Genomic DNA, 16,995 nt, shown 5'->3' with positions numbered 1-16,995 from the left:
GCCCCCCCCCCGGGGGTGGGGCGGCCGCCGCCCCACCACACTGTTTGTTGGGGGGGGGCGGGGGGGGGGGCCCGCGCCCCCCGGGGGGGGGGGGGGGCGGGGGGGCCCCCCCCGCCCGGCCGGGCGGTGCGCCGCCCCCGTCCCCACGGTGCGGCGCCGGGTGGACCGCCCCCATCCGCTGGGACGGACGGTCCACGTCGGTCAGGACTCCGGTGTACCCGGGTCCCCGTCTGTCAGGGCTCCGGCCGGCGCCTCCGTCGTGAGCCCGAGCCCGAGTCCGGGCAGGATCGCCTTCTCGACGAACCTGCAGAGGTACGCCGCGTCCGCGTACCGCCCCTCCAGCAGCGGCCGCGCGCGCATCACGCCGAGCAGCTGGGCCGCCACGTACTCCGCACCCGGCAGGTCCGCCGCGATGTCGCCGCGCGCCCGGGCCCGCCGGACCATCGCGTCGATCGCCGCGATCTCCGGCAGGATCAACGCCTCGCGCAGCGCGCACAGCAGCTCGGGGCTCTGGAGCGCCGCGTGGCTGAGCGCGTGCATCAGCGGGGTGTCGCGCCCCGAGGCCTCGCCGATCGCCCGTGCCGCCTCCAGGAGGTCCCCGGCGAGCGTCCCGGTGTCGATGTCCGGGAGCCGCATCCGCCGGGTGCCGTGCAGTGCGGCGACGACCAGCTCCGGCTTGGAGCCCCACTGCCGATAGAGCGTCGACTTGCCGCAGCGGGTGCGGGCGGCGACGCCCTCCATGGTCAGCGACTCGTAACCGCTCTCCCGCAACAGGTCCAGTACCGCCGTGTAGAGCTCCTGTGCCCGCTCCGGTGTGATCTTCGACCGGCGGGAGGCGGGGGCCGGCTCCGATACGGAACGTACGGAATCGGGCGACGGCATGGGCGGTCCCTCCTGCGGCGGTGCGGCGAGGTTCTCGATACGCCAGTGTACCGATACGCATGTGTACCGATACGACTGTGTGTCGATACGCAGACGTATCGGTACACTGGCGTATCGATTCGGCACGGAGCGACCGTGCCGTCCTGATACCGCTTCGCATCCAAGGGGGCACCGGGTGACGTACGCCCGCACCGAGCCCACGGACCAGGAGCCGGACATACGTGCCCGACCGCCCCTCGTCCGCGAGTTCCTTCTCGTGGCCGGACTCTTCCTGGCCTACAAGTTCGGCCGCCAGGCGGCCAACGGCCATGTCGAGGAGGCGTTCCGCAACGCCGGGAACGTCTGGGACCTCGAACGCGCCCTGCACCTCCCGGGCGAGGGCGCTCTCCAGGGCCTGCTGCTGCAAAGCCAGACCCTGATCCACGCGGCGAACACCTATTACGCCACCGTGCACTTTCCGGCCACGGCTCTCTTCCTGGTGTGGCTCTACTGGCGCCGCCCGCTCCACTACCTCTGGTCACGGCGCATCCTCGCCGTCCTCACCGGCGGTGCCCTCGTGCTCCACCTGCTCTTCCCGCTCGCCCCGCCGCGGATGCTCCCGGCCGCCGGACTGATCGACACCGGCCAGGTCTACGGGCCGACGGTGTACGGCGCCACCCCCGCGACCGACACGATGGCCAACCAGTTCGCCGCGATGCCCTCCCTGCACGTCGGCTGGGCCGTGATGGTGGCCGTCGGCCTGATCGCCGCCACCCGCTCCCGGTGGCGCTGGCTCTGGCTGCTGCACCCGGCGGTCACGCTGTTCGTCGTCGTGGCCACGGCCAACCACTACTGGCTCGACGCGATCGTGGTCGTGGCGCTGCTGGCGGTGGCACTCGCCGTGCTCCGGCTGCCGCGTCCGGCCCGTGACGTACCGGCGCACCTGCCGTGGACGGCGGAGGGCGGGGCGGTGCCCGGCGGGCCTGCGGACGTACCGGCGTTCGCCGTCTCCGGTGCGGAGGTGGCAGGGGAGGCGTACGTCGTCGGCGCCGCGCACCCAGTACGGACCCCTGCCGGGCCCGTACACCCCGCAGATATTCCTGCCGGGCCCGTACACCCAGCACGGACCCCTGCCGGGACCGGAGCCGGCCGATGAACGCCACGCTGATCGCCGTCGCGCTCTCCCTCGTCTCCGCCGGCGCCTACGCGGCCGCCGCGGTGGCCCAGTCCCGGCTGGCGGGGCGTACCGAACCCTCCACCGGAGTCCTGCGGCTGCTCGGCCGGGGCGCCTGGTGGTCGGCGGTCGGCCTCAACGCCGGCGGAGCGCTCCTCCATGTCGCCGCGCTCAACTACGGCCCGCTCACCCTGGTTCAGCCGCTCGGCGCGCTGACGCTCGTCGCCGCCGTCCCGCTCGGGGCGCGTGTCGCCGGACGCCGGGTCGGGCGCACCGAATGGCGTGGCACGGCCCTCACGCTGCTCGGCCTCGGCGCGCTGCTCCTGACGGCGGGCGGCTCGGCCCCGCACGAGACCCTCACCCTGCCCGAGGCACTCGGCGTCGGCGCGGCCACCATGGCGGTCGTCGCCGGGCTCAGCCGGCCCGGCGCCCGCCCGGGGCTGCGGCACGCGGCGGCCTCCGGCATCACCTCCGGGGTCGCCTCCGCGCTGACCCAGACCCTCACGGTCGCCGTCACCGACCACTCCGGCGGGCCGCTGTTCAGCTGGCGGCTGCTCACGGTGGCGCTGCTCGTCTCCGCCTTCGCCATGGGCGGCCTGCTGCTGTCCCAGACCGCCTACCGGGGCGGCCTCGGCGCCCCGCTCGCCGTCGTCACCCTGGCCAACCCGGTGGCCGCCGCCGCGATCGGCCTGGCCCTCCTCGGCGAACGCCTCCAGGGCGGTCCGGTGAGCCTGGCCCTGGCGCTGGCCGGTACGGCGGCCGCCGTACGCGGGGTGGTCCTGCTCAGCCGGGCCCAGGCGCGCAGCGGTACGGACCCCGTCGCGGCGGCCGTGACTCCCGGGCCACTGGTGGACCCGCCTCCGTCCCGCGTCGTCATCGGCAGCCCCCGGCGCGCGGACAGTACGCCGTACGGCGCGGAACCCGTCGTCGTACGGGCGGGAGCGCACCCCCACCCGTGACGTCAGCCGTCCCCCAGGTCACCGATCGCGCGGGTCAGCCAGCCGATCCAGAACGTCTCCAGGTCGATGCCGCCGCGCAGCACCAGATGGCGCAGCCGGTCCGCGTCGGTCTCCGGCTCCGGAGTGAAGTCCCGTTCCTCGATCTCCCGGTACTCCGCCAACTGCCGCTCGTGCAGGGCCAGATGGCGGCGCAACTCCGCTCCCATCCCGTTCACCCCGACGACCGCCGCCGCCCGCATCCGCAGGAGCAGCGGATCACGGACCGGGCGCGGGTCCTCGGGGAGCGTCACCCAGGCCGCCAGCTCCTCGCGGCCGGCGGGCAGCACCTCGTACTCCTTCTTCCGCCCTCGGGCCGGAGCCGCCGTGGGCAGCGCCCTGATCCGTCCCGCCTGCTCCAGTTTTCCCAGCTCGCGGTAGATCTGCTGGTGCGTGGAGGGCCAGAAGTAGCCGATCGACCGGTCGAACCTGCGGGTCAGCTCCAGGCCAGAGGACGGCTTCTCCAGCAGAGCGGTGAGGATCGCGTGCGGCAGTGACATGACGTGCATCCTAAGGACGGGTGCCCACACGGCGGCCTACGGGCCTACAGCGCCGCCGCCAGCTCCGTGCCCTGGCGGATCGCCCGCTTCGCGTCCAGCTCGGCCACCACGTCCGCGCCGCCGATCAGGTGGACCGGTCCGCCCGCCGCGCGCAGTTCCTCGTACAGCTCCCGGCGCGGCTCCTGGCCCGCGCAGAGCACCACGGTGTCCACCGGCAGCACCCGCCGCTCACCGTCGACCGTGAGGTGGAGGCCCTCGTCGTCGATCAGGTCGTAGGAGGCACCGGCGATCATCTCGACGCCCCGGTGGCGCAGTTCGGTGCGGTGGATCCAGCCGGTCGTCTTGCCGAGGCCCGCGCCGACCTTGGTGGTCTTGCGCTGGACGAGGTGGACGGTGCGGGGCGTCTTGGGGCGCTCGGGAGCGCGCAGCCCGCCCCGGTCCGCGTAGGCCGTGTCGACGCCCCACTGCCGGAAGAACGTGTCCGCGTCCAGGCTCGCCGCGTCGCCGCCGTCGGTGAGGAACTCCGCCACGTCGAAGCCGATGCCGCCCGCGCCCACGATCGCGACCCGGTCGCCGACCGGAGCGCCGTCGCGCAGCACGTCCAGGTAGCTGACGACGTTCGGTTGGCCCGTTCCGGGGATCGCGGGGGTACGCGGCTCGACGCCGGTGGCGAGCACGATCTCGTCGAAGCCGTCCAGCGTCCCGGCGTCGGCCCGGGTGGACAGGCGCAGCTCGACGTCCAGCTCCGCCAGCCGCGTACGGAAGTAGCGCAGCGTCTCGTCGAACTCCTCCTTGCCCGGCACCCGGCGCGCCACGTTGAGCTGGCCGCCGATCTCGTCCGCCGAGTCGAACAGCGTCACCGCGTGGCCGCGTTCGGCCGCCGTGACCGAGCAGGCGAGCCCGGCCGGACCGGCACCGACCACGGCGACGCGTTTGCGGGTCCGGGTGGGGCTCAGGACGAGTTCGGTCTCGTGGCAGGCGCGCGGATTGACCAGGCACGAGGTGATCTGGAGGCTGAAGATGTGGTCCAGGCAGGCCTGGTTGCAGCCGATGCAGGTGTTGATCGCGTCCGCCCGGCCCGCCGCCGCCTTGGCGACGAACTCCGGGTCGGCGAGGAAGGGCCGCGCCATCGAGACCATGTCCGCCCGGCCCGAGGCGAGGACCTCCTCGGCGACCTCGGGCGTGTTGATGCGGTTGCTCGTCACCAGCGGTACGGAGACGGCTCCGCGCACCCGCTCGGTCACCCAGGTGAAGGCGGCGCGCGGGACGGAGGTGGCGATGGTCGGGATGCGCGCCTCGTGCCAGCCGATGCCGGTGTTGATGATCGTCGCGCCCGCCGCCTCGATCTCCTTCGCCAGCGCCACGACCTCCTCCAGCGTCGAGCCGCCCGGCACCAGGTCCAGCATGGAGAGCCGGTAGATCAGGATGAAGTCGCTGCCGACCCGCTCGCGGACCCGGCGGACGATCTCGACGGGGAACCGGATGCGGTTCTCGTAATCGCCGCCCCAGCGGTCGGTGCGGTGGTTGGTCGCGGAGACGATGAACTCGTTGATCAGATAGCCCTCGGAGCCCATGATCTCGACGCCGTCGTAACCGGCGAGCTGAGCCAGCTCCGCCGCCCGGACGAACTCCTCGATGGTCTCCTCGACCTGCTCGTCGGTCAGGGCGCTCGGGGTGAACCGGCTGATGGGGGCCTTGAGGGCGCTCGGTGCGACCAGGTCGGGGTGGTGCGCGTACCGGCCGAAGTGCAGGATCTGCATCGCGATCCGGCCGCCCGCCGCGTGCACCGCCGAGGTGATCTCGCGGTGCTGCTCCGCCTCCGCCTCTGTGGTCATCTTGGCGCCGCCCGGGAAGGAGCAGGCCCGTTCGCTGGGTGCGATGCCGCCGGTGACGATGAGCCCGACGCCGCCCCGTGCGCGCTCGGCGTAGAAGGCCGCCATCCGCTCGAAGCCGCGCTCGGCCTCCTCCAGGCCGATGTGCATCGATCCCATGAGGACCCGGTTGGGGAGGGTGGTGAACCCGAGGTCCAGCGGGCTCAGCAAGGTCGGGTACAGGCTCATCCGGGTCTCCTCCGCACAGGGTCGTCGCGTCCTCATGCCGGTCTCCTCCGCATGAGGGCGTCGGGTCAGTTGTAGACCACCGCGAACCGCTTATGCAACAAGTTGCACAATGATCTGTGTCGCACCCGCAGCCCTTGCGGCGCCGGGCCCGTGCCCCGTACGGCGTACTCGGCCGGGCCCGCCCGCCACCGGCCGACCAGAGTGGGATCCACAGCGCGTCCCCTCACCCCGGGAGTCCCCATGGTCAGCGTCAACCGGCGTGATCTCGGCCTGCTCGCCCTGCGCGTCGGCACCGGTGCGGTGCTCGCCGCCCACGGCAGCCAGAAGCTGGCCGGCTGGTTCGGCGGCGGAGGCATCCAGGGCACCACGGCCGCGATGGAGGCGATGGGCTTCCATCCGCCCAAGCACAGCGCCGTGGCCGCCGGACTCGGTGAGGCGGGCGGCGGTGTGCTGCTGGCCCTCGGTCTTGCCACGCCCGCCGCCGGTGCCGCGGCCGCCGGGGCGATGGCCGGCGCGGTCGCCGTACACGCTCCGGCGGGCTTCTTCGCGCAGGGCGGCGGCTACGAGTACCCGGCGTTCCTCGGCTTCACCGCCGCCGGCATCGGGCTGACCGGCCCCGGCCGCTACTCGGTGGACCACGTCACCTGCCACCTCTTCGACCGGCCCTGGATGGTCGCCCTCGCCTTCGCCGGCAGCGCGGCGGCGGCCGCCGCGGTGGTCGGCAAGCGCGCCAAGGGCCAGGCCGCCGAGGAGCGGGAGGCGGACCGGTGAGCGAGGACCCGCGCCTGTACGACGGCACCTCCGGCCCGCCTCCGGTGCCCGACCCGGAGAGTGTCTGGGTCACCGGAGGGGTGCTGTTCGCCGGGGTGCTGATGCTGTGCCAGGGTGCCGTGGCGGCCCTGCAGGGCATCGCGGCCCTCGCCGACGGCGACATCTACGGCACCGTCGGCGAGTACCTCTACCGGTTCAGCCTCACCAGCTGGGGCTGGATCCACCTGGCGCTCGGTCTCTGCGCGGTGATCACCGGCGCCGGGCTCCTCAAGGGCGCCGGCTGGGCCCGGGTGACCGGCATCGTCCTGGCCTCCCTCACGCTGTTCGCGCAGTTCCTCTTCCTGCCGTACGCACCGGTCTGGTCGGTGCTCATGATCGGGCTGGACATCTTCGTGATCTGGGCCCTGTCCGCCTACCGGCCCCCGGCCGCCGGCGTCTCTCCGCGCTGACCGCCGTCCGTGCCCTCGCGGCTCAGTACGCCCGGCCACCAGGCCTTCGGCCCGATGTCCCTGACCAGCGCCGGGACGAGGAGCGAGCGGACGACCAGGGTGTCCAGCAGGACACCGAACGCGACGATGAAGGCGATCTGTACGAGGAACGCCAGCGGGATCACGCCCAGTGCGGCGAAGGTGGCCGCGAGCACGACACCGGCCGAGGTGATGACCCCGCCGGTCGTGGTCAGCCCGCGCAGGATGCCCTCCCGGGTGCCGTGACGCAGCGACTCCTCACGGACCCGGGACATCAGGAAGATGTTGTAGTCGACGCCGAGGGCGACCAGGAACACGAACCCGTACAGCGGCACCGAGGAATCCGTACCGCTGAAGCCGAACACATGGGTGAACACCAGCGAGGAAATGCCCAGCGTGGCCAGGAAGTTCAGCGCGACCGTGGTCACCAGCAGCACCGGCATCAGCAGCGATCGCAGCAGGAAGACCAGAATCACCAGGATGATCGCCAGCACCACCGGAACGATCAGCATGCGGTCGTCCTCGGCCGTGCGCTGGGTGTCGTACTGCTGGGCCGTGTAGCCGCCGACCAGTGCGTCCGAACCCGGCACCGCGTGCACCGCCTCGCGCAGCGCGGCCACCGCCTCCTTGGCGTTGTCGCTGTCGGCGGCGTCCTCCAGGGTCGCGTCGATCCGGACCTTGCCGTCCACGACCAGCGGTTCGCCGCCGGGCCGGCCGCCCTCGCTCACCGGCGCGACCGAGGCCACCCCGTCGGTACGGGTCGCGGCCTCGCTCACTTCGGTCAGCTTGTCGGCCGCCGCGATGATCACCGCCGGATTGCCGGAGCCGCCGGGGAAGTGCTCGCCGAGCGTCTGCTGAGCGGCCACGGACGGGGCGTCGTTGACGAAGATCTCGTCCAGCGGCACGCCCTTGGAGGTGAGGGTGGGGGCGAAGGCGGCGCAGGCGATCAGCGCGGCGAGAGTGATCGCCCAGACCTTGCGGGGAGCCCGGTCGACCAGGTCGGCGACCTTGCTCCAGACGCCGTGACCGCCGGTCCCGTCCTGGGGGGCCTTGGGCTTCGCCGGCCAGTACGCCTTGCGGCCCAGCAGCACCAGAGCCGCGGGCAGGAAGGTGAGCGCGCTGAGGACCGAGCAGACGATGCCGATCGCGCCGACCGGCCCGAGCGCCCGGTTGTTGGTGAGGTCGCTGAGCAGCAGGGCGAGCAGGCCCACGGCCACGGTCGCGGCGCTCGCGGTGATCGGGCCGAAGGACTCGCGCAGCGCGACCCGCATCGCGGTGACCCGGTCACCCTGGACGGCGAGTTCCTCCCGGAACCGGGCGGTGAGCAGCAGCGCGTAGTCCGTCGCGGCGCCGATCACCAGGATCGACAGGATGCCCTGCACCTGGCCGTCCACCCGCACGATGTCGTGGTCCGCGAGCACGTAGACGATCGCGCAGGCCAGCCCCAGCGCGAACACCGCACCGAGGATGATGAGGAAGGGCAGCAGCACACTGCGGTACACGAGCAGCAGGATCACCAGCACGGTGATCAGCGCCACGCCGAGGAGCAGCCCGTCGATGCCCGCGAAGGCGTCGGAGAGGTCGGCCTGACTGGCCGCCGGACCTGCCAACTGCACCGTCGCGTCCGGCACTTCCGCACCGGCCTTCTCGACCTCCGCCAGCACCGTCGGCAGCTCCTCCCCGAGGTCGGGGCTCAGCTGCACGATGCCCTGGAGCGCGAGACCGTCCTTTGACGGCAGTGCGGGGGAGGCCTTCCCGACGACACCTTCGGTGCCCGCGAGCGAGGCGAGAGCGCCGGTGGCGGCTTCCCGCTGCGCCTCGCTCACCGGTGCGCCCTCGTCCTTCGCCGTCCATACGAGGATGACGGGAAGGGTCTCGTTCTGCTGGAACGCCTTCTGGGCGTCGATGACCTGAGTGGATTCCGCGTTCTGGGGCAGGAAGGACGCCTGGTCGTTGGTGGCGACCTCGCCGAGCTTGCCCGCGTACGGACCGAGTCCGCCGCCGATACCGAGCCAGGCGATCAGCAGGACGACAGGGATCAGCCAGCGGGCCGACCGTGCAGGGGTGAACATGCCTCTCCCGGGGTGCGAGCAGTATCTCAATGGTGAACAATCTCAATGATTGAAATACATTAGCGGAGAGTTCGCGGTGGGAGTCGCCCGGGCCCCGTCGCGGCTTCAGGGCTGGGCCTCTTCGCGTTCGCGGGGTGCCGGGCGGGGTGCGTACGGCCAGTGGTTCGGCGGCTCATCCCTCAACGGATGCACCCGGCGGCGGAGAAACTCGGCGGCGCGCCGGAGCGGTCCTCAGCGCGCCTGCGGAGCCTCGGACAGCTCCTCGTTCATGGCGGCGAGGAAGCGGAGGACGGTCGTCAGCTCCGCCTCGCTGAAACGCGCCCTCGCCCGGTCCGTGGCCTCGGCGAGCGGCATGAAGTAGTCGCGGGCGGCCATCCGGGCACTCGCCTCGTAGTAGACGTGCACCACCCGGCGGTCGCTGCTCTCGCGGGCCCGCCGGATGTGACCGGCCCGCTCCAGGCGGTCGAGACAGGCGGTCACCGCGCCGGAGGTGAGCCCCAGGTGCTCACGCAGCGCGCCCGGTGTCAGAGGGGCGGGGGCGTCGAGAATGGCCGCGAGCGCGGTCACGTCCGTCGGGTGCAGCTGCTGGTGCGCGGCGAAACCGTGGGTCATCCGGTTGATCTCGCCGTTCATCCGGCGGAGCTCGACCGCGAACGCCTGAAGACCGGCGGCAGCTCCGGGGTCCGGGGCGGCCCCGGACTCCGAGGCGCGGCCCCGGCTCTGTCGGCTGTCAGCGCTGGTCACGTACTCAGCGTATAGAACGGCTGCCCATGGCCGGTGCCCGGACCGTCACTCGGTCCGGGCACCGGCCGTGACGCGTGGCTGCCGTCAGTGCGGCGGCCCGGTCACCGTCACGAGGTCGGCATGAGCACCGTGTCGACCAGGTTGACCGTGGCGTTGGCCGTCGGCACATTGCCACAGACGATCTTCGAGGAGTCGTTCACCGTGAAGTCCGAACCGGAGCCCTTCACGGTGAGATCGGTGCCCTGCAAGGTCTTGTAGGTGCCGTCCTCAAGTTGCTTCGTGGTCAGTTTCTCGCCCACCACGTGGTACGTCAGTACCTTGGTCAGCTCCTCCTTGTTGTTGAGGAGCGCGTTGAGATCCGCCTGCGGGATCTTCTCGAAGGCGGCGTTCGTCGGTGCGAACACCGTGATGTTCTTGGCGTTGTTGAGCGTGTCCACCAGGCCGGCCTTCTGCACGGCGCTGACCAGGGTGGAGAGCTCGGGGTTGTTGGAGGCGGCGGTGGCGACCGGATCCTTCGCCATGCCCTCCAGACTGCCCGCGCCTTCCTTCGGGACGGAAGCGCAGGCCGGGCCGAACGGTTCCGCCGGAGCCTGTGCCTGCGCCTGCGGCGCGAAGAACGCCATGGAGGCGGGGAACGCGAGAGCTGCGGCGGCCGCCGCGGTGCGCTGCAAGCGGGTGATGGTGGTCATGATGTCTCCTCCGGCGGGTGGGGGTGATATTCACGCCGTACGGCCGTAGTGGGCCATGAAATCCAGTAGCACACAGAACGTGTTCCGGGTCAAATGCGGGATCCTCGGAAAAGGAATTCTGCCGCTGATTTCCACCGGGCGGTGAAGGTGACCGGGCGGTCATGGTGTCCGGGGACGTGCGGCCCGACGCCCGAAGACCCCGTCTCACGTGCGGATACTCCCCGGTTTCGACGCAGGAACGACGCGGCGGGCGAGGTGGGTGGGGTGTGGTGCACCGTGGTGGGAGCATCGGTCGGCACGACGAAATTCCTGCCGCCCGATAAGCCTCCGCATATCCTGCCGCCCGATTGACTTCCGTATATGACGTCCTGCGCATTGGCCAATAATGTGCACGGACTCATTTGTCTGCCCGCTCCGGCAGTCCGGTGGCCGCCCCGGAGGGCGTAGGCGCGGGCCCGCCGCCGGCGCCCGTCCGAACCCGGCCCCACCCCGGCAGGAGTTGATCCGCCAGGTCGGGGCAATCGGCATGACATGAATACCAGTTCAGTAGCAGCCCAGGGGCGCGGCCAGGCAAGACGAGCCGCCAACAGCAAGGCGCTGGAGGTCGGAGCCCGTGCCGGGTTCGGCGCCCGCGGAGTCATCTACGTGCTCGTGGGCGCCCTCGCCCTGCAGATCGCGCTCTCCGGAGGCGGCGGCAAGCAGGCGGACCGGGGCGGCGCGATCGCGGAGATAGCCGAGAAGCCGTTCGGCGAGATCGTGTTGTGGCTGCTGGGCGTAGCCCTGGTGGGGATGGCGCTCTGGCGGCTGTCCGAGGCCCTCTTCGGTTCGGCGGGACCCGACGGCGACAAGGCCTCCAAGCGGGCCATGGCCGCGGGACGGTTCGTCTTCTACAGCTTCGTCGCCTACTCCGTCCTGTCCTTCGCCGCGGGCGACTCGGGCAGTGGAGGCGGCTCCTCCGACCAGCAGTCCCAGGACGTCACCGCCAAGGTGCTGGGCTGGCCCGGCGGCCAGTGGATCGTCGGTATCGGAGGCGTGGTGATCGCCGGCGCCGGTATCTGGATCGCGGTCCGGGCCATCATGCGGAAGTACCACAAGGACCTGAAGATGGCCGAGATGTCGCAGAAGGTGCGCCGGGCGGTCGACATCACCGGGGTGTTCGGCGGCTCGGCCCGCGGCGCCGTCTTCGCCACCGCGGGCGGCTTCGCCGTCGCCGCGGCCATCAAGCACAACCCCGACCAGACCAAGGGGATGGACGACACTCTGCGCTCGTTCACGGAGACCCCTGTCGGTCCGTGGCTTCTGGTCGTCATCGCCCTCGGCCTGGTCGCCTTCGGCATCTTCTCCTGGTTCAACGCCCGCTACCGCAAGGTCTGACGGGCTACCCAACGTTCTGGCGGCTACCGCAGGGTGTGGCCGACGCCGCCCCCGGTCAACCGGGGCGGCCCGGCCGCCGCATCCCGGCGGGCCGCGTCCTCACGGGCGGCCTCCTCGGGGTGCCGGCTACGCCAGAAGGGGTTGTCATGCGGCAGCCCGCCGGTGACCCGCCCGTACATGCCGAACGTCAGGATCAGCAGCCCCATCACGAAGCTGAAGATCACGTTGGACATACCGAAGTCCAGGATGTTCGCGCTCTTGTCCAGGATGAAGATGTGGACGAACCCGCTGATCAGGAAGAGCGTGCCGACCGTCATGTTCACCATCGACGCGACGTTCCCCCCGATCACCGCCCCGGCCATCAGAACGAGTCCGACGACGACCGAGATCAGGCTCAGGAGTCCGTTCGTCGACAGCCCGGCCACATGAGTGCCGCTGGTGTCGAAGAAGGCCAGCTGGTTGGTGAAGCCGAGGATGCCGAAGGTCAGCAGGATGGCCCCGCACAGGCCCGCTCCGACCCGGTAGACGGTCGCGAGCCGATGGTCCACGGGGAGTTCGTCGCTCAGTTTCATGGCTGTCTCCTGTCGATGACTGATCCGAGACCCCCCTCTTCTTCTGCTGTGCCCCCGCACGTCACTCCCTCACGAGGGAGCCCTGCACGGAGGAGTCCTACGCGCAGGAGCCCTCCGCGACGGAGCGCCGGATGCGCAATATCGCGCGTCGGACGTGACTCTTCACTGTGCCGAGCGGAAGGCCGGTCCGCTCGGCGATCTGGACGTGGGTGAGGTCGTCGAAGAACGCCAGACGCAGGATGTCCCGCTGTACCGGCGGCAGCTTGCGCAGCTCCTGGGTCACCAGGACGCGGTCCAGCGCCGCCTCCGGCCGTTCGGCCGTCCCGGGGGCGTCGGCACCCTCGCGCGCCGCGTGGGCGGCGGCCAGCTCCGTACGCCGGGAACGGGCCGCGTGGGCGTCGGCGATCTTGCGGCGGGCGATGCCGACCAGCCAGCCGGGCAGCGGCCCGCGCACGGCGTGATAGCCGTGGCGACCCCGCCACGCGGCGAGGAACGTCTGCTGCGCCACGTCCTCGGCCTCCCGCGCGTCCCCCAGGGACCGGGCGGCCAGCGTGTACACCAGCGCGCCCCACCGCCGGTACACCAACGCGAAACTGTCCTCGTCACCGCGTACGAACCCGGCGGCCAGCCGCTCCGACTCGGCCCGGTCCTCGGTCCGGTCCAGGGCCCGTTCGACGGCCGGCGCGGGCACCCCGGCCGTCGTGCCCACCGTTCCTGCCGGGCTCAGGAGCGCCGTCATCTCGGTCCGTCCTCTCCGCTCCGCCGCGGTCCCATCCACCGGCACCGGCGGGCCGTCCCGCGCGCTCACGCGCCGGACGGGTGCCGTCCGGGTACGTTCGTCGCCCCGCCGATCACCAGGAAACCGGGCGGCGCCCTTCCGGGCAACATGCATCGTTTCTGCGTCGTATGGTGGAGGGCATGGACGACGCGGTTCCCACGCTCACCGCAGCAGCCGCCGCCGGTGGCCTGACCACCGGGGCGGTGGCCCGGCTGCTGGGAGTGGCGCCGACCACCCTGCGCTCCTGGGACCGGCGCTACGGGATCGGCCCGGCCTCCCGCGAAGGCGGCCGGCACCGCCGCTGGACATCGGCCGACATTAGGCTGCTGGAGTGCATGTGCGACCTGACGAACGCCGGAATGCCCCCGGCCGAGGCCGCCCGCGCGGCCCTGGCGGCGGCCTCTCCGCAGGGCCCCGCCCGGCCGGACGATCAGGAGGACGGCGCCAGGAAGCCGGCCTCCCACGCCCCCGGCGCACTCCCGCTCGGCCGGGCCCGCCAGGAGTGCCGCGGGCTGGCCAGGGCCGCCGTCCGGCTGGACGCGCGGGCCATGGACGACCTGCTGGCCGCCGCGATCGAGCGGTACGGCCTGCTCGCCGCCTGGGAGTCGGTCATCATGCCGACGCTGCACGCCGTCGGCCGTAAGTGGGAGACCGCGGGGGAGCGGTACATCGAGGTCGAGCACCTGCTGTCCTGGCACGTCTCCAGCGCGCTGCGCCGGGTCGCCGCGCAGCGCGCGCCGGTGGCCGGTTCCGGGGTCTCGCTCCTGGCCTGCACACCGGGCGAGAGTCATACCCTGGCCCTGGAGGCGCTCGCCGCCGGACTGGCCCAGCAGGGCCTTCCCGTGCGGATGTTCGGCGCGGCCCTGCCGGTGGAGGCGATGGAGGAGGCGGTACGCCGCACAGGCCCCGCCGCCGTGGTGCTCTGGGCCCAGTCCCGGTCCACCGCGAGCCGGGCGCTGGCGGCGCGGGTGGAGTCCATCGAATGGGGCGTACGGGGAGCCCGGCGCCGGCCGGCCGTCCTGGTGGCCGGACCGGGCTGGGCCGGACAGCTGCCGCCCGGCGCCCGCCACCCGTCCGGCCTCGCCGAGGCGCTGGACGCGCTCGCGGCGATCAACCGCCCCTGACCCGCCCGCTCTCGGGAAGCCGGGCCGCTCAGCCCAGGAAACCCGCCAGCCCCGCCAGCAGCCGCTCCACATCGTCGGTGTCGTTGTACGGGGACAGCCCCACCCGCAGGCCACCGTCGGCGCCGAGGCCCAGGTGGCGGGAGGCCTCCAGGGCGTAGAAGGAACCGGCCGGGGCGTGGACGCCGGACCGCGCGAGGAAGCGGTACGCGTCCGAGGCGTCCCGGCCCTCGAAGGTCAGCAGCAGCGTGGGTGTCCGCTCGGCCGCCCGCGAGTGCACCGTCACCCCGCCCAGCTCGCCCAGCGCCTTCTCGGCCACCTCCAGCAGTGTGTTCTCGTGGGCACCGATCGCCGCGAAGGCCGAGCGCAGCCGCTCCCGCCGTCCGCCCGCCGCGCCGCCCAGGTCCGCGATGAAGTCGACGGCCGCACGGGTGGCCGCCAGGGACTCGTACGGCAGGGTGCCGAGCTCGAAGCGCTCGGGAACCGCGTCGCCGGACGGCACCAGCTTGTCGGGGCGCAGGGTCTCCAGCAGCTCCGGGCGGGCGGCGAGCACGCCGTGGTGGGGGCCGAAGAACTTGTACGGCGAGCAGACGAAGAAGTCCGCGCCCAGCCGCTCCACGTCCACGAATTCGTGCGCCGTCAGGTGCACCCCGTCGACGTGGAACAGGGCACCGGCCCGGTGGACCAGTTCGGCGACGGCGGGGAGGTCCGGACGGGTGCCGATCAGGTTGGAGGCCCCGGTCACGGCCACCAGCCGGGTCCGCTCGGTCAGCACCGCGCCGACGGCCTGAGCGGGCAGCTCGCCGGTGGCCGGGTCGAACTCCGCCCACCGCACCACCGCACCCACCCGCTCGGCCGCCTGCACCCACGGCCGGATGTTGGCGTCGTGGTCGAGCCGGCTCACCACCACCTCGTCGCCCGGCGCCCAACTCCTGGACAGCACACGGGAGATGTCGTACGTGAGCTGGGTCGCGCTGCGTCCGTGGACGATCCCGCCCGGGTCCGCGCCCAGCAGATCAGCCAGCGCCTGCCGGAAGTCACCGACGATCGTCTCCGCGTGTATCTCGCCCGGCAGTGCGGCGCCCCGGATCGACAGCGGCCGGCTCAGCGCCTCGGTGAAGGCCGCGATGACGGGCGCCGGGGTCTGTGTCCCGCCGGGCCCGTCGAAGTGCGCCGTACCGGCCCGGAGGGCGGGGAACTGCGCGCGCACCGCGGTGACGTCGTAACTCAAGGAGACTCCCTCGCTTGTGGGCGCCCAGGCCGGGTCACGGTCGCGGCGCGCCGGCGGTTCTTCGCCGCGGCTCCGCCTCAAGGCGGAGCGCGCGGTCCGCCGCCGATCATCGCAGGCGGTACCCGCCCCCGGAAGCGCGCCTCACACCGACCGGTACGCGGGCGTACCGCCGAGGGCCGGGAGTGCACCTCCGCGTGCGGATGCGCATCGTGGCGCATTTGTGTGCGCCGGTCACACGGCACAGCGATGATCCGATGAGGGAATTCCTCGTACAAATTTACTCGCCCATAGATTATTGAGGCTCCGTGAAAGGGTCCCGCATTCTTCCGCTGTCGAAATCTCAATTCAGTGGCGCGGCGGTGATTAAAGCCGTGGGGATCGGAAATGAATCATCTGGGCCGATGGAGCTGGGGGGCATCGGTTCACGCCACGGCCCGATTCGCCGGAGCTGGTGTCCGGAATCGATCGATGCATACGACTGCTCGCGCCCTGGGTGACCACCAACCCCTCGGGCGCCCCCTCGGCAGCTCCTCAGGCGCCTCTGCACTGTGCTGATGCGATGTTTCTGCCTGGATCCCGTCTTCTGTGGAGGGTCACGGATGGATGAGCGTGAACGGTCCGCCGATGGCGAGATCGATTCGGTTGACTATTCGGCCGGCTTTACGTCCGGCCATTCGGGCGGAGGGGAGAGAGCGGCCGGAATCTCCCCGGCTTCCGTCCTCCGGGCGACCGCCTACCCACTTCTCTTGCTGGCCGTCGTCCTTGTCGGTGCGTCCGCACTGGTTCTCCGCTGGGATCCGGCCATCGTGAGCCCGCTTTTCCTGGTCGGCACCCTGACGTATCTGGCCCTACTCGAACAGCTGATTCCCTATGACCGCACCTGGCATCCCGGAAAGGACGAGTGGCGCTGGTACGGCATCTACTTTCTGCTCACCATGGCCGGAAGCGCTCTGGCGCAACTCCTGGTCACGGCCGCGGTCGGGTGGATCTCGGCCGAGGAGCGGGGCCGTCACCTGTGGGCCGAGATCCCGGGCGCCCTGCTGGCCGGATCACTCGTCAGCTATCTGGTGCACCGGCTGGGCCACACCAGCGCCCTCCTCTGGCGCCTGCACGGAGTGCACCACGTACCGCAGAAGGTCAACGTCGCCAACAACGGCGTCAACCACGTGCTGGACATCGTGCTCGCCCAGAGCCTCGTCCAGCTCACTTTGGCCCTGGCCGGATTCTCCCGCTCGGCCGTGCTGGTGACCGGGCTCTTCGTCGTCGCCCAGGGCTACTTCGTCCACGCCAACATCGACGTCCGCATCGGCCGGTTCAACCATCTGCTGGCCAGTCCCGAACAGCACCGCCTGCACCACAGCACCGACCTGTCCGAAGCCGGCCACTACGGCTCCGACCTCTCGTGCTGGGACCACCTCTTCGGCAGCTTCACCTGGCGACCCGGCCGCGAACCCGCCGCCGTGGGCCTCCACGACCCGGCCTCCTTCCCCGCCACCGGAGAGATCCTCGCCGCCCTGCTGCACCCCTGGCGCCGGCCGGGACCGGATCCCGTGGCCGGACCGGACGGCAACCTCTGATGCGCCACC

General features: G+C 71.9%; 16 protein-coding genes. 7 read left to right on the top strand and 9 right to left on the bottom strand.

From position 1 onward, the window contains the following. Positions 1–201: 201 nt before the first annotated feature. Entirely contained in the window at positions 202–882 is a 681-nt protein-coding gene (locus tag ACIRR8_RS14545) for a TetR/AcrR family transcriptional regulator (protein WP_404063667.1), read from the bottom strand. Between the two features lie 175 nt (positions 883–1,057). Between ACIRR8_RS14545 and ACIRR8_RS14540 the strand changes: the two genes are divergently transcribed. After that, positions 1,058–2,017, top strand: a complete 960-nt coding sequence (locus ACIRR8_RS14540) for a phosphatase PAP2 family protein (protein ID WP_404063664.1) — start codon at positions 1,058–1,060, stop codon at positions 2,015–2,017. Further along, the gene (locus ACIRR8_RS14535; RefSeq protein WP_404063661.1) at positions 2,014–2,994 is read left to right on the top strand and encodes a hypothetical protein; all 981 of its coding nucleotides are present in this window, start codon (positions 2,014–2,016) and stop codon (positions 2,992–2,994) included. Before ACIRR8_RS14540 ends, ACIRR8_RS14535 begins: the two co-directional genes overlap by 4 nt. Before the next feature lie 2 nt (positions 2,995–2,996). Here ACIRR8_RS14535 and ACIRR8_RS14530 read toward each other — a convergent pair whose 3' ends face one another. After that, positions 2,997–3,530, bottom strand: a complete 534-nt coding sequence (locus ACIRR8_RS14530) for a PadR family transcriptional regulator (protein ID WP_404063658.1) — start codon at positions 3,528–3,530, stop codon at positions 2,997–2,999. A gap of 44 nt (positions 3,531–3,574) precedes the next feature. Continuing rightward, a complete protein-coding gene (locus ACIRR8_RS14525) occupies positions 3,575–5,590 on the bottom strand; it encodes an FAD-dependent oxidoreductase (RefSeq protein ID WP_404063655.1) in 2,016 nt (671 codons plus the stop codon). 240 nt (positions 5,591–5,830) lie between these two features. Here ACIRR8_RS14525 and ACIRR8_RS14520 point away from each other — a divergent pair, with 240 nt between their 5' ends. Further along, a complete protein-coding gene (locus ACIRR8_RS14520; protein WP_404063652.1) occupies positions 5,831–6,361 on the top strand; it encodes a DoxX family protein in 531 nt (176 codons plus the stop codon). After that, a complete protein-coding gene (locus ACIRR8_RS14515) occupies positions 6,358–6,810 on the top strand; it encodes a hypothetical protein (RefSeq protein ID WP_404063649.1) in 453 nt (150 codons plus the stop codon). Before ACIRR8_RS14520 ends, ACIRR8_RS14515 begins: the two co-directional genes overlap by 4 nt. Here the strand turns inward: ACIRR8_RS14515 and ACIRR8_RS14510 are convergent. From ACIRR8_RS14510 to ACIRR8_RS14500, 3 genes are all read right to left on the bottom strand, one after another. Then, positions 6,774–8,900 (bottom strand): MMPL family transporter, encoded by a 2,127-nt coding sequence (locus tag ACIRR8_RS14510; protein ID WP_404063646.1) that lies wholly within the window; start codon positions 8,898–8,900, stop codon positions 6,774–6,776. The genes ACIRR8_RS14515 and ACIRR8_RS14510 overlap by 37 nt on opposite strands. Positions 8,901–9,131: 231 nt before the next feature. Continuing rightward, the gene (locus tag ACIRR8_RS14505) at positions 9,132–9,644 is read right to left on the bottom strand and encodes a MarR family winged helix-turn-helix transcriptional regulator (RefSeq protein WP_404063643.1); all 513 of its coding nucleotides are present in this window, start codon (positions 9,642–9,644) and stop codon (positions 9,132–9,134) included. Positions 9,645–9,751: 107 nt separating this feature from the next. Continuing rightward, complete coding sequence (locus tag ACIRR8_RS14500; RefSeq protein ID WP_404063640.1) at positions 9,752–10,333, bottom strand: fasciclin domain-containing protein; 582 nt, start codon at positions 10,331–10,333, stop codon at positions 9,752–9,754. Between the two features lie 531 nt (positions 10,334–10,864). On the opposite strand from ACIRR8_RS14500, the gene ACIRR8_RS14495 reads away from it, so the two are divergent. Next, a complete protein-coding gene (locus ACIRR8_RS14495; protein ID WP_404063637.1) occupies positions 10,865–11,707 on the top strand; it encodes a DUF1206 domain-containing protein in 843 nt (280 codons plus the stop codon). 23 nt (positions 11,708–11,730) lie between these two features. Here ACIRR8_RS14495 and ACIRR8_RS14490 read toward each other — a convergent pair whose 3' ends face one another. Both ACIRR8_RS14490 and ACIRR8_RS14485 read right to left on the bottom strand, forming a co-directional pair. Continuing rightward, complete coding sequence (locus ACIRR8_RS14490) at positions 11,731–12,279, bottom strand: DUF4383 domain-containing protein (RefSeq protein ID WP_404063635.1); 549 nt, start codon at positions 12,277–12,279, stop codon at positions 11,731–11,733. Between the two features lie 97 nt (positions 12,280–12,376). Beyond that, positions 12,377–13,018, bottom strand: a complete 642-nt coding sequence (locus tag ACIRR8_RS14485; protein WP_404063632.1) for an RNA polymerase sigma factor — start codon at positions 13,016–13,018, stop codon at positions 12,377–12,379. Between the two features lie 179 nt (positions 13,019–13,197). Here ACIRR8_RS14485 and ACIRR8_RS14480 point away from each other — a divergent pair, with 179 nt between their 5' ends. Next, positions 13,198–14,181 (top strand): MerR family transcriptional regulator, encoded by a 984-nt coding sequence (locus ACIRR8_RS14480; RefSeq protein ID WP_404063629.1) that lies wholly within the window; start codon positions 13,198–13,200, stop codon positions 14,179–14,181. Between the two features lie 28 nt (positions 14,182–14,209). On the opposite strand, the gene ACIRR8_RS14475 is transcribed toward ACIRR8_RS14480, so the two are convergent. Continuing rightward, positions 14,210–15,409, bottom strand: a complete 1,200-nt coding sequence (locus tag ACIRR8_RS14475; RefSeq protein ID WP_404063626.1) for a cysteine desulfurase-like protein — start codon at positions 15,407–15,409, stop codon at positions 14,210–14,212. Positions 15,410–16,008: 599 nt separating this feature from the next. Here ACIRR8_RS14475 and ACIRR8_RS14470 point away from each other — a divergent pair. Beyond that, the gene (locus ACIRR8_RS14470) at positions 16,009–16,986 is read left to right on the top strand and encodes a sterol desaturase family protein (RefSeq protein ID WP_404063623.1); all 978 of its coding nucleotides are present in this window, start codon (positions 16,009–16,011) and stop codon (positions 16,984–16,986) included. Positions 16,987–16,995: the final 9 nt, after the last annotated feature.

It is taken from the genome of Streptomyces sp. NPDC101178 (assembly GCF_044767965.1).
Lineage (GTDB): Bacteria > Actinomycetota > Actinomycetes > Streptomycetales > Streptomycetaceae > Streptomyces.
The sequence above is the reverse complement of the archived record's forward strand: the minus strand, read 5'-3'. Positions and strand labels throughout refer to the sequence as shown.